Source organism: Rothia sp. LK2492 (assembly GCF_040946345.1).
GTDB classification, from domain to species: domain Bacteria; phylum Actinomycetota; class Actinomycetes; order Actinomycetales; family Micrococcaceae; genus Rothia; species Rothia endophytica.
The window spans coordinates 121,730-133,568 of the sequence record NZ_JAYWLX010000005.1 but is presented as its reverse complement, the minus strand read 5'-3'; the positions used below and the strand labels follow the sequence as shown (position 1 = coordinate 133,568).

Below are 11,839 nucleotides of genomic sequence, written 5' to 3'. Positions count from 1 at the left end.
ACCTGGTGCCGCTTCTACTATGTCCAGACTTGTTATGCTGGGCTCATGAAGACACCCTTAGTTGATCCGCCGCTTGCGGGCAACGAAAAAGAGGTCGTGCTGGGCTACATCGCCTTCCAGCAGGACGTTTTCTTGCGCAAACTTCAAGCATCTGACGGAAGCTGGTTGGCCGAGGATGCTCTCAGCCGCGCCTTGCCACCCAGCAGCATGACGCTGAAAGGTATGGCCGCCCACCTCTGGTTCGTTGAAGACTACTGGCGGGACTACATCCTGCTGGGCAACCCGGAAATGGAGTCCTGGGCATCTACCGACTGGGACGCTGATCCGGATGCTGACTGGCACAGCACTCTTTCCATCGAAACTATCATCGAAGAATTGAAACTCAGCACGAATAAGACCCGCAAGTTGCTACAGGGTACTGACTGGGATGACGTGAGTAAGAGAGCCACCGGGGAAGGCAACCACTTTTCCTACCGCTGGGTGGCTCTACATCTCATCGAGGAATGGGGCCGTCATCTGGGGCACGCCGACCTTCTGCGAGAAAATATCGACGGAGAAACCGGCGACTAAGCGCCGCTCATAGCTCATAGACTCGCGGGTTTATTTTGCCCCACCATCACTTAGCTCGTTCAAGAGACCAGGCCAAGAGAAAGACAAAAGATGTCAGAAAAACTAGCGATTATCACAGGAGTTGGCAGAAAGAAGGGTATCGGTTTTGCAATCGCTCAAGAACTGATGAGTGCTGGCTATGACCTAGTCATCAGCTATTGGTCAGCCTACGATGAACGGTTGGGCCTCGACCGCTCCCCCACCGACTTTGACGTTTTGAAGGCTATAGGCGAGCAACTGGGCCGTTCGATTCACTGTGTGGAAGTTGATTTAGCCGAGCCGCACTCAGCTACTGAATTGGTCGATAGAGCATTTTCTGACGGGGATGTAAGGGCAATGGTAATGTCCCACTGCGAATCGGTCGATAGTGACGTCCTCACCACCAGCCTGGAGGCCTGGGACCAGCATTTTGCGGTCAATGCTAGGGCGCCGTGGCTGATGATCAAAAGATATGCCGAGCTCTCCAATCCCGACCCCGAATGCATCAAGTCTGTTATTGCCCTGACCAGTGACCATACTGCCCATAATCTACCCTACGGCGCGTCCAAGGGAGCGCTGGACCGCTTGGTGATTGCTAGTGGCGTTGAACTCGGTAGCCGGGGTTTCAGGTGCAATGTGCTTAACCCTGGCCCTGTGAATACGGGCTGGATGACCGGTGAGCTCGAGCAGCAGTTGACAGCGATGACTCCAGCGGGAAGATTGGGCACAACCGAGGACGTCGCTCATCTTGTGGGCTTCCTTTGCTCAGAAAAGGGGTCTTGGGTCAATGGCCAACTGCTGCAAACAAACGGGGGCTTTAATGCTGGTTAGCAGTGGCGCTGATATGTCAGATGAAAAGGAAATCGCAGTTATCCTCTTCGATGGCTTTGAGCTTCTGTACGTTTTTGGGCCGGTTGAGCTGTTGCAGTTTGTACCTCATTACCACCTTGAGTTCTATGCACCCTCCCCCGGAAAAGTAAGCAGTTCTCAAGGTATTGAGGTCATAGCCCCTCGTTCGTTGGCAGACCTAGAGAGCGCCGATCTGCTCCTCGTACCTGGAGGTAAAGGAACCCGTGCCCTGGTGAATGATCAAGATTTTATTGGGCGGCTACACCTTCTTGGCAAAAATAGCGCCACAGTTGTTTCGGTCTGCACCGGCGCAGCTTTGCTAGCACAGGCCGGCCTGCTCTCGGGGTACAGGGCAACCACCAACAAACGGGCCTACCACTGGGTCACAGGTTTTGGTCCTGACGTTTCGTGGCAGCCTTCAGCCAGATGGGTACAGGACCGTAGCCGCTGAACATCCTCTGGAATTTCAGCCGGTATCGACATGACAGCGGCTCTCATCGGTCACTTCGAAGGTCACGTGGTATTGCAAGAAATACTGGATCGAGCAGAACTCACCGTAGCACCAGATCCCTCACACGACCCCTTCGCAATCACGCCGTAAAGAAAAGCGACCCTCCTGGTTTTAGCCTGCAAACAAAGCAGGCTAGACACCAGAAGAGTCGCTCTCAATACTTAAGGTTAACCTTCGCTTAGTTTTAGTTCAGCTCACTCAGTACGCGGAAGCCGAACATATTGGTCACAGTATCTGAAGAGTAGTAAGCACTGCGGTAGTCCAGACGCAGATTCTAGGGTTGGGTAGTTCCAGGCGCCACCGCGCACCTAGTATCCGGTATGATCCACACAGGCCTGGAACCGGTTCACGGCCACTACGGTCTGGGACATCGCAAACTGCTGGTCAATGGTGACTTGGCGCTGAGGGGTTTCAAAGTCACGGCGCGCTTCAGGCACGTTCCATTCAGCGTGTTCTTCAGCCGTTAATCCAGCCAGTTAAGAACCCGCTGGGATGACCACCATGGTGGGGGTAGCTGCGCTACTTGAGAGAGCAGAGCACCTTTAAAAGTGAACAATCAGGGTCTATCCCTGCTTTAAGGGGGATATGTTGATCTTTCGTTAGATTCCTAGTCATAGTGTTTTATTGGCTCAGTTAGCGTGCATTCGCGGCCAATAAATTCACCTATATTGTAGGTGAAATCTACACTCCTAATACCATTATTCCTTATGACCACTAGTGCAGACTCTGCGCATACAGCCCCTATAAAACCTCAACCAGAAATAGAATTTAATTGAGAATTGTAAAACTGTTCAAATTTTTAAAGTTCCATTAATTTTAGGGATAGGTTTCAAATAATCGTTATTTAATTTTTCAACAAAAAATTAGCCCGGAACTGGTGTTATCGGTTCCGGGCTAATTTAGAATTGTGGGTTTAGATGTTGAACCCGAGGGCGCGCATCTGATCACGGCCGTCATCAGTGATTCGTTCGGGGCCCCACGGGGGCATCCACACCCAGTTGACGTGCCATTCATCAATCATGGTTTCCAGATTCTGCTGAATCTGTTCCTCGATGACATCCTGCAGGGGGCAGGCGGCGGTCGTAAGGGTCATATCGAGCACCAGTGCGCCTTCGTCGTTCCAGCGCATGCCGTAGAGCAGGCCCAGATCAACGATGTTCACACCGAGTTCGGGATCGATGACGTTACTGAGGGCGTCCTCGATTTCCTCTTGGCTGGGGCGACCAGCTGGGGTTTCGCTCATGAGCGGTCCCTTCCTAAAAGCAGTGGTTACTTCTTACCGATGTAACGCTCGTAGCCTTCTTCTTCAAGGCGGTCAGCGAGCTCGGGGCCACCCTGCTCAACCATCTTGCCGTCAACGAAAACGTGCACGAAGTCAGGCTTGATGTAGCGCAGAATGCGGGTGTAGTGGGTAATCAGCATAACACCCATGTCGTTAGCCTGATGAGCGCGGTTCACGCCTTCAGAAACAACCTTGAGCGCGTCAACGTCCAGACCGGAGTCAGTCTCATCGAGGATGCCGAACTTGGGCTTGAGCAGTTCAAGCTGCAGGATTTCGTGGCGCTTCTTCTCGCCGCCAGAGAAACCTTCGTTAACATTGCGGGCGATGAAGGCGGGATCAATGGAAAGGTTTTCCATAGCGCCCTTAACGTCCTTGGTCCAGGTGCGCAGTGCGGGGGCTTCGCCGGCCACAGCGGTCTTTGCTGAACGCAGGAAGTTAGACATGGTGACGCCGGGGATTTCCACGGGGTACTGCATGGCCAGGAAGAGGCCGGCGCGGGCACGCTCGTCCACTGACATTTCGGTGACGTCTACGCCGTCCAGCAGGATTTCACCGGAGTCTACCTGGTACTTGGGGTGACCGGCGATGGTCGCAGCAAGCGTTGATTTGCCGGAGCCGTTGGGGCCCATAACGGCGTGAATTTCACCGGAGTTGATGGTAAGGTTCACGCCCTTGAGGATGGGCTTGGTGTTTTCATCATCGAGGATGACGGATACGTGCAGGTCCTTGATTTCAAGGGTTGCCATGTTGGTTCTCCTAGAGAGGGTAAAAGTTTAGTTGTTGCTGATGGAGAGTTCGGCTTCAAGAGCGTCCATGAGCTGCTCTTCGAGCGAATCGATGCGAATCTGCTGGATGATTTCGTTGAGGAAACCGCGGACCACCAGGCGGCGAGCTTCTTCAGCTGGGATACCGCGTGCCTGCAGGTACCACAGGTGGTCCTCATCAAGCTGCCCGGTGGTTGAAGCGTGACCGGCTCCAGCGATCAGGCCGGTTTCGATTTCCAGGTTGGGCACGGAGTCCGCACGGGGGCCGTCCTCAAGAATGAGGTTGCGGTTAAGTTCGTAGGTGTCGGTGCCTTCAGCTTCCTTACCAATCAGAACATCGCCAACCCATACAGCGTGGGCACCTCGACCCTGCAGAGCACCCTTGTAGGTCACGCGGGACTTGCAGTTGGGCACGGTGTGCGCCACAAAGAGACGGTTTTCAATGTGCTGGCCGGCGTCTACGAAGTAGAGGCCGTACATCTCAGTTTCGGCACCGGGCGCGCTGAAACGTGTGGAGGGGGTGACGCGCACGGTCTTGCCTCCCAGAGAGATGTTCACGTGCTTGAACTTGGCATCACGGCCCAAAGCAGCGTATTGAGCGGACGCATGGACGGCGTCATCCTCCCACTGCTGCAGGGTGATGACGGTCAGCGATGATGAGTCACCTACCTTGAATTCAACATTCTGGGACACCACGGCTGAACCGGTGTGGCGCAGTACGACCACAGCCTTCGAGAAAGGCTTGGTTTCTACCAGGATGTGCTGGGCAGCTGGTGCCATTTCGGTGCCCTTGATAGCAACCTCAATGTGACTTTCAAGCTCAGCTTCAGCAGGTACCGTAATGACGGTAGCCTCGGAGAAGTTGCTCCACGCGTTAGCTGCTACACGGTCCTCGGGAATACCGGCTGAGCCGATACGTGAATCCTCACGACCAACAGTTTCCACGGTTACACCGGCGGGGGCTTCAACCTCGATGACGGGGGCGGTTCCGGTCAGAGCGTCAGTGTGCAAACCAGCAAGACGCTTAAGCGGGGTAAAGCGCCAATCTTCTTCACGGCCGGTCAGCGGCGCGAAATCTTCAACCTTGTATGAGGTCTTGCGCTCAGCGCGTGAGCCGTCAATCTCAGCCTTGTCGGTGTTGTGCTTTGAGACGCGGATGGTGTCATCAGCGGTGAGCTCTGAAGCGAGCTTCTCGCCTTCAACATCCATACCGGGAATCGCGGGGTTGTTGTGCCCCTGGTTTTCTTCGTTAGCCATCATTTAGCCTACGGATCCTTCCATCTGGAGTTCAATCAGGCGGTTCAGTTCAAGTGCGTATTCCATGGGCAGTTCACGCGCGATGGGCTCCACAAAACCGCGCACAATCATAGCCATCGCCTCGTCCTCAGGCAGACCGCGCTGCTGAAGGTAGAAGAGCTGCTCTTCTGACACGCGTGAAACGGTTGCCTCGTGACCCATGGTGACATCGTCTTCACGGATATCTACATAGGGGTAGGTATCTGAGCGCGAGATGGTGTCTACCAACAGGGCGTCACAAACGACTGAGCTCTTGGCGTGGTGGGCGCCTTCGCGCACCTGGACCAGACCGCGGTAGGCGCTGCGTCCACCGTTACGTGCCACCGACTTAGACACAATGGTCGAGGAGGTGTTCGGGGCAATGTGAACCATCTTTGAGCCGGTGTCCTGGTGCTGACCTTCACCTGCGAAAGCGATGGAGAGGGTCTCACCCTTAGCGTGCTCACCGACCATGTAGACAGCGGGGTACTTCTGGGTAACCTTAGAGCCGATGTTCCCATCGACCCATTCCATGGTGCCACCTTCGTGCACGATGGTGCGCTTGGTGACCAGGTTGTAGACGTTGTTGGACCAGTTCTGGATCGTGGTGTAGCGAACGCGGGCGTTCTTCTTGACTACGATTTCAACAACTGCTGAGTGCAGGGAGTCCGATGAGTAGATGGGGGCGGTGCAGCCTTCAATGTAGTGAACGTAAGAGCCTTCATCAGCAATGATGAGGGTACGCTCAAACTGGCCCATGTTCTCGGTATTAATGCGGAAGTAAGCCTGCAAGGGAATATCAACGTGGACGCCCGGGGGGACGTAAACGAAGGAGCCACCTGACCATACAGCGGTGTTCAGCGCAGCAAACTTGTTATCGCCGGCGGGAATCACGGAGCCAAAGTACTCTTCGAAGAACTCCGGGTGCTCTTTAAGGGCGGTGTCGGTGTCTAGGAAGATCACGCCCTGAGCTTCGAGGTCTTCGCGGATCTGGTGGTAGACAACCTCAGACTCGTACTGGGCAGCAACACCTGCGACCAGGCGCTCGCGTTCCGCTTCTGGAATACCCAGCTTCTCGTAGGTAGTGCGGATATCCTCGGGCAGGTCATCCCATGTCTTAGCCTGACCCTCGGTTGAACGCACGAAGTACTTGATGTTATCGAAGTCGATACCCGAGAGGTCAGCACCCCAGGTGGGCATGGGCTTGCGGTCGAAGAACTTCAGCGCCTTGAGGCGAAGGTCCAGCATCCACTGGGGCTCGCTCTTCTTGGCAGAGATGTCGCGCACGACGTCCTCATCCAGACCGCGCTTCGCGGACTGGCCTGCCTCATCGGAGTCAAACCAGCCGTACTCGTAGGTACCGATGCCTTCGAGCTCGGGGTTTGCCTCCAGAATTTCGGAAATGACGGTGTTGTTGGCGTTCTGCTCAACCTGATTAGTCATTACGGCCTTTCTTGGTGGGTTTGCTTTCACGAGGTATGCGTGAAAGGTGTCTATCGTCCTCCGGCCGGTATACCCGGCCAGTGGGCGGAAGTCTGTGGTGCTGGCTTAGGTGCCCGTCTGGTCCTGTGTCTTTGGTGTTGGTAGGACGCTTGGTTCTGGTAGCTCCACCCTGCCCAGGGGGATGTGGGTGGTGCAGACGTGGGCGCCCTGAGCCATGGTGGATAGTCTGCGTACATCCACCCCTAACAGATCAGCGATAATCTGTGTTTCCTGATCGCAGAAGACTGTGAAGTCCTGAGCTAGATCCCGCACAGGGCAGTGACCTTGGCAAAGCTGAATACTGGCCAGTAGGTGCTCAGGGAGGCGGGCAGCCGCAGAGGTTGGAGGGCTCATCACATTAGCGCTGGCCACGAATCCGTCGCGGGTCATGGCTTCTGCTAGAGCCCTGGCGCGGTCGGCAATCTCTGAGCCAGCCGCCTCAACGATGGGGCGGTAGCGGGCTTCCATTTCTGCTGCCCGCGCAGTGGCGAAGGACCGAAGAGCGTCGTCCCCTACCGCCTCTTGCAACATAGTGAGAGCTGAGCGGGCTATATCAAGGTAGTCGTTGCCCAGCTCTGAGTGCCCTCTGGGGGCGATGACGTAGCGTCGAGCTGGACGTCCGGCACCTGCACCTGGCTGCCGGTGGGTGGCGACCTCAATGAGGCGGTCTTTTTCAAGAGCGTCGAGGTGCCGCCTGACCGCTGCCGGGGTCAGGTTCAGGAGTTCACCCAGGTTGGCTGCAGAAACAGGACCGTGGGTGAGAACTCCTTGTAGAACACGGTCTCGTGTTCTTTCCTCTGTTTCTGCAGGGCGCGCTGCTGTTACTGTCTGCTTGCGAGCTTTATCTGCGGAATACACAAGTAAAGTATGTCCTAATTCCCCCTGTGCGGTCTAGTTAGGTGTACCTATTTCTAAGGTCTTTCCAGTCACATTTTATGAATTACTCATAATTATCCTGGAGAAAGAGGGTTTAAAACCTATACCCCTTCCCTCCGTCATCTGACAGCAAGGACGAGCAGAAAAGACTAGAATGGTCTGGTGACTATCCCGGTACTATCTCATCAGAATTCTGCGCGCGCCAGTGCGCCCGGCCCTGCCTTGCTGATTAATTCTCTGGTGAAGGAGTTCAAGCCCTCCAAAGAATTTGCCGCTAAAAACCCGCACCGTCTTACTGAAGATGGCTTGCACAGAGCCGTTGACGGAGTAAATCTCACCATTAACCGCGGCGAAGTCACTGTTCTACTGGGGGCCAACGGTGCTGGGAAAACCACCACCCTAGCCTGCGCCCAGGGTCTACTCAAACCCGATGGTGGCAGTGTAGAACTTCTCGGCAGCTCACCTTGGGGTGCGTCGCCAGAACTACGCTCACGCGTTGGGATTATGTTGCAGGACGGCGGCCTACCTCAGCACATGCGCCCCATACCCTTACTGCGCCACATCGCTCGCATGTACGCCCAGCCTCTTGATCTCGATGCCCTCGTAAAGAGACTGGGCATTGACACCTTCAACGGAACTACGGTACGCCGGCTTTCGGGCGGCCAGAAACAGCGAGTAGCACTTGCTGCTGCCATCATCGGTCAACCAGAACTTCTTTTTCTCGATGAGCCCACCGCGGGGCTTGATCCTCAGTCGCGTTCCGTCGTTTTTGATATCATCAGTGAGCTACGGGACGCAGGGGTTGCGATTGTACTTACCACCCACCTGCTCGATGATGCCCAAAGAATTGCGGACCGGGTTTTTATGATTAAGCGAGGCACGGTGGTTCTGTCAGGGAGCATGGCAGAGGTGCTTGCCGCCGGCGGGAAGAATCAACAAACCCTAACCTTTACCGGTGGAACAGATCTTCAGTTGGTGGACTTCCTCCCCCAGGCCCAAAGTGATGGCCTGGTCCTGCTTGAAAAAGCAGCGGGCCGCTACGAGATCAGCGGGGATATCAAGCCTCACCATTTGGTGGCTCTCACCAACTACTGGCAGAAACTCGGGGCAATCCCCACTGAATTCACGCTGGCACCGCGCACCCTTGAAGATATCTTCCTCGAACTATCCGGTAACGAGATCCGATGACACAGACCCGAACTCACAATGCCGCCTCACCCGTCACCCGCGTGCTGGCTCAAGGCCTCTACGAGACCCTCGCTATGCTCAAAAACGGCGAGCAGCTCATGGTCAACCTCGCCTTCCCTATCATGGGCCTCTTGGCGCTCAATTACACTGCTTTCCTGGACCCCTGGGCAGAGCGTTACGGTATCTCCCGCATTGACGTAGCCGTCCCCGGCGTCCTCGCTTTGTGCGTCCTCTCAACTGCCCTATCAGGTCAGGGGATCGCCACCGGTTTTGACCGGCGCTATGGCGTCCTCCGGTTCATCTCTACCACCCCCCTCGGCAAAAGCGGCCTGATTCTCGGCAAAGTTTGTGCGGTGTTGACCATGCTGGCGCTTCAGTATTTTGTGATTGGAGCACTGGGCCAGCTTTTGGGGTGGACAGCCACTGTGCCCGGAGTCCTGCTCTCTTTACCTACGCTTTTGTTAGGGGCAGCCTGCTTCACCTCATTGGGGCTGTTCATTGCCGGAACAGTAAGGGCTGAAGCCACCCTGGCCATCGTCAATATGGCATGGGTTCTTCTGGCGGCACTCGGTGGCATCCTCCTGCCGACCGACCGATATCCTGCCGCCATTGCACCGCTCGTAGATGCACTGCCATCAGCCGCTCTGGGTAACGCCCTCCGCGGGGACTACATTTACCAAGATTTTTTTCTCATCCCCCACCTCATTCTTCTGCTCAGCGCGCTAGTCTTTAGCGCTCTGTGCGTTCGCTTCTTCAAATGGTCCGCCTAACAACTGTGAAGGTCGCACGTTCATGACTAACACCACCGGGGTAGAACCCGACACCCGCCCTACTTTCGGCGAGAAACTGGTACCCCATCGTTACACCTCCTGGGTCAAAAAAATGGCCTGGGCCGTAGCCATTGCAAATATCTTCCTCATTGTCTCCGGTGGTATTGTGCGCCTCACCGGCTCTGGGCTGGGCTGCGATGCCTGGCCGCGTTGTACCTCTGACGGGTCATGGACTACCACCCCCGAGATGGGCGTGCACGGTTTGGTTGAATTCGGCAACCGTCTGCTGACCTTTGTACTGATGGCCGTCACCATCCTTGCCTTCCTCTCAATTCTCCGAATCGTCTTTCCGCAACGGATGAAGCCCAGTGCCTTCATCCGCACACTTTTTACAGGCCTACGAGCTCATGAAAACCGTTACTCTGATCTCTACAACCTGGCTCTCCTCTTGCTCTGGGGCATCCCACTCCAGGCAGTTGTAGGTGGCATATCAGTCTGGCTCAAGCTCAACCCCTGGATGATTACCGCGCACTACATGCTCTCTGCCCTCATGATCGCTATCGCAGCTATCTATGTGAACCGCGTCTACCGCTACTTCAGTGGCACCTACAGGGCAGAGGAGCTCACCTCAGCTGATCTGCCGGCAGGTACCTCGCTCCTGCGCGCTCTGGGCTGGCTGGGTGTCATCCTGGTCTTTATCCTCATCTTCATGGGCACCGTCACCACCGGCACCGGCCCCCATGCGGGCGATGCCAACACCCACCGTCATGCTTTTGACCCTGTTCTGATCACCCGCACCCACGGCATGACGGTGTGGATCTACTGCGCCAGCGTCCTTGCTGTTTTCGTAACCGTCAAACGATATGCTCTGCCTAAAATCTTGTTGAGGTCCCTGCTCTTCGTCCTGGTGGTCTTGGCCTACCAGGCAATCGTCGGGTATACGCAGTACTTCAACGGTCTGCCTATTTGGCTGGTGGAACTGCACCTGCTCGGTTCAGGTATCTTCACCCTGGCTGCCGGCTCACTAATCGAACGGCAGCTCACACTCACTAACCCCAAGCAGCGAGAGCTTGCCCTGCAACGTATCCAGCACTAAAGCTGCAAAACCCGCACAGAAAAAGCCCTCGGTTTCCCATCAAAGGAAGCCGAGGGCTTTTTACATATGAAGATCTAAAAGATGGGTGCCAACACTGCTGAGCCGACAAAGGGATCAACCGCAAGAGCGATGAACAGAACGGTGAGATAGGTAATTGAGCCGTGGAAAACCACCATAGCTGTGCGGCTGGTTGCCTTCTGGGCAAGAGCAAGGCGGTGCAACTTATGGCAGTGATAAAGGAACCAGGCGCCACTTGCACAAGCAGTGAGAGTGTATACCCAACCAGCACCACCGAGTGGGATGAGAAGCAGAGAGCAGGCCACCATTGCCCAGCCGTAGAGAACTACCTGCACCGAGACGCTCTTGGCAGAGTCAGTAGCACCCAGCATGGGGATGCCTGCAGCACGGTAGTCCTCTGCATACTTCATCGACAGCGGCCAGTAGTGAGGAGGGGTCCATAGGAAAATCACCATAAAGAGCACAACAGCAGCCCAGGAGATGGTGTTCTCGACGGCAGCCCAGGCGATAAAGACCGGCATACAGCCAGCCAAGCCTCCCCAGACAATGTTCTGCTTGGTACGCTTTTTGAGCCACAGCGAGTAGAAGACAACATAAAGGAAGATTGCAACGACACCCAGCCCCGCCGCTAGGGGGTTAACGAGGAAGTAAAGGTAAACGATGGAGACCAGCGATAGAATCCACGAAAAGACAAGGGCCTCGCGGTCCGTCAGTTCACCGGTCACCAAGGGGCGCTTCTCGGTGCGCTTCATTTTGCGGTCAGCTTCGCGGTCGATGTAGCAGTTAAAGGCACACGAAGCGCCAGCTGCGAGCGAACCACCAATCATGGTGTTGAGCACCAGCCAGAAGTTGGGGAACCCACCGGCAGCAAAAATCATGGTGGGCGCAGTCGTCACTAGCAGAAGCTCAATAATTTGAGGTTTCGTCAGATGGATATAAGCCCTGATTTTACGTCGCAGGGAAATTTTGCCTGCAGCTCCCGTCGATTCAGGCAACAGCCCGCGATGTTCTTGGCGATCAATCACGCTCTTCATGCCATGGCCCTTCACGTATGCAGGTTCCCTTACAGATGGTGTGCGGTACCCCAGGCGCTAAATGATGCTGTGACAAGAGTTGTGGAGCGTTGGCTGACTGGTTGAA

At 55.5% G+C, this 11,839-nt stretch carries 13 protein-coding genes; 6 read left to right on the top strand and 7 right to left on the bottom strand.

Annotated features, from left to right (window positions below; all coding sequences use genetic code 11):
• The first annotated feature begins 45 nt into the window (after positions 1-45).
• The 3 genes from VVR27_RS07610 (at position 46) to VVR27_RS07600 (ending at position 1,888) form a co-directional block, all read left to right on the top strand.
• A complete protein-coding gene (locus VVR27_RS07610; protein WP_251379983.1) occupies positions 46-570 on the top strand; it encodes a DUF664 domain-containing protein in 525 nt (174 codons plus the stop codon).
• Between the two features lie 90 nt (positions 571-660).
• Positions 661-1,419, top strand: a complete 759-nt coding sequence (locus VVR27_RS07605) for an SDR family oxidoreductase (protein WP_251379982.1) — start codon at positions 661-663, stop codon at positions 1,417-1,419.
• Positions 1,420-1,432: 13 nt separating this feature from the next.
• A complete protein-coding gene (locus tag VVR27_RS07600) occupies positions 1,433-1,888 on the top strand; it encodes a DJ-1/PfpI family protein (RefSeq protein ID WP_368547800.1) in 456 nt (151 codons plus the stop codon).
• Positions 1,889-2,256: 368 nt separating this feature from the next.
• On the opposite strand, the gene VVR27_RS07595 is transcribed toward VVR27_RS07600, so the two are convergent.
• The 6 genes from VVR27_RS07595 to VVR27_RS07570 all read right to left on the bottom strand — a co-directional run bounded on the left by VVR27_RS07595 (position 2,257) and on the right by VVR27_RS07570 (position 7,609).
• Entirely contained in the window at positions 2,257-2,385 is a 129-nt protein-coding gene (locus VVR27_RS07595) for a hypothetical protein (RefSeq protein ID WP_368547799.1), read from the bottom strand.
• A 476-nt stretch (positions 2,386-2,861) separates the two neighbouring features.
• On the bottom strand, positions 2,862-3,191 hold the full coding sequence (locus tag VVR27_RS07590; RefSeq protein ID WP_251379979.1) for a metal-sulfur cluster assembly factor: 330 nt from the start codon (positions 3,189-3,191) through the stop codon (positions 2,862-2,864).
• 26 nt (positions 3,192-3,217) lie between these two features.
• A complete protein-coding gene (gene sufC / locus VVR27_RS07585; RefSeq protein ID WP_251379978.1) occupies positions 3,218-3,976 on the bottom strand; it encodes a Fe-S cluster assembly ATPase SufC in 759 nt (252 codons plus the stop codon).
• A 27-nt stretch (positions 3,977-4,003) separates the two neighbouring features.
• Positions 4,004-5,254 carry a Fe-S cluster assembly protein SufD gene (gene sufD, locus VVR27_RS07580; protein WP_368547798.1) on the bottom strand — a complete coding sequence of 417 codons (1,251 nt, stop codon included), beginning with the start codon at positions 5,252-5,254 and terminating at the stop codon, positions 4,004-4,006.
• The gene (sufB, locus tag VVR27_RS07575) at positions 5,255-6,712 is read right to left on the bottom strand and encodes a Fe-S cluster assembly protein SufB (protein WP_251379976.1); all 1,458 of its coding nucleotides are present in this window, start codon (positions 6,710-6,712) and stop codon (positions 5,255-5,257) included. It lies immediately after the preceding gene.
• A 105-nt stretch (positions 6,713-6,817) separates the two neighbouring features.
• Entirely contained in the window at positions 6,818-7,609 is a 792-nt protein-coding gene (locus tag VVR27_RS07570) for a helix-turn-helix transcriptional regulator (RefSeq protein ID WP_368547797.1), read from the bottom strand.
• A 180-nt stretch (positions 7,610-7,789) separates the two neighbouring features.
• Between VVR27_RS07570 and VVR27_RS07565 the strand changes: the two genes are divergently transcribed.
• Genes VVR27_RS07565 through VVR27_RS07555 form a run of 3 tightly spaced genes read left to right on the top strand, consistent with a single transcriptional unit; the run spans position 7,790 to position 10,681 of the window.
• On the top strand, positions 7,790-8,815 hold the full coding sequence (locus VVR27_RS07565) for an ABC transporter ATP-binding protein (protein ID WP_368547796.1): 1,026 nt from the start codon (positions 7,790-7,792) through the stop codon (positions 8,813-8,815).
• A complete protein-coding gene (locus tag VVR27_RS07560) occupies positions 8,812-9,585 on the top strand; it encodes an ABC transporter permease (RefSeq protein WP_251379973.1) in 774 nt (257 codons plus the stop codon). Before VVR27_RS07565 ends, VVR27_RS07560 begins: the two co-directional genes overlap by 4 nt.
• Before the next feature lie 22 nt (positions 9,586-9,607).
• A complete protein-coding gene (locus tag VVR27_RS07555; protein WP_368547795.1) occupies positions 9,608-10,681 on the top strand; it encodes a heme A synthase in 1,074 nt (357 codons plus the stop codon).
• Between the two features lie 74 nt (positions 10,682-10,755).
• Here the strand turns inward: VVR27_RS07555 and VVR27_RS07550 are convergent, their stop codons facing one another.
• Positions 10,756-11,733 (bottom strand): heme o synthase, encoded by a 978-nt coding sequence (locus VVR27_RS07550; protein ID WP_251379971.1) that lies wholly within the window; start codon positions 11,731-11,733, stop codon positions 10,756-10,758.
• Positions 11,734-11,839 lie beyond the last annotated feature (106 nt).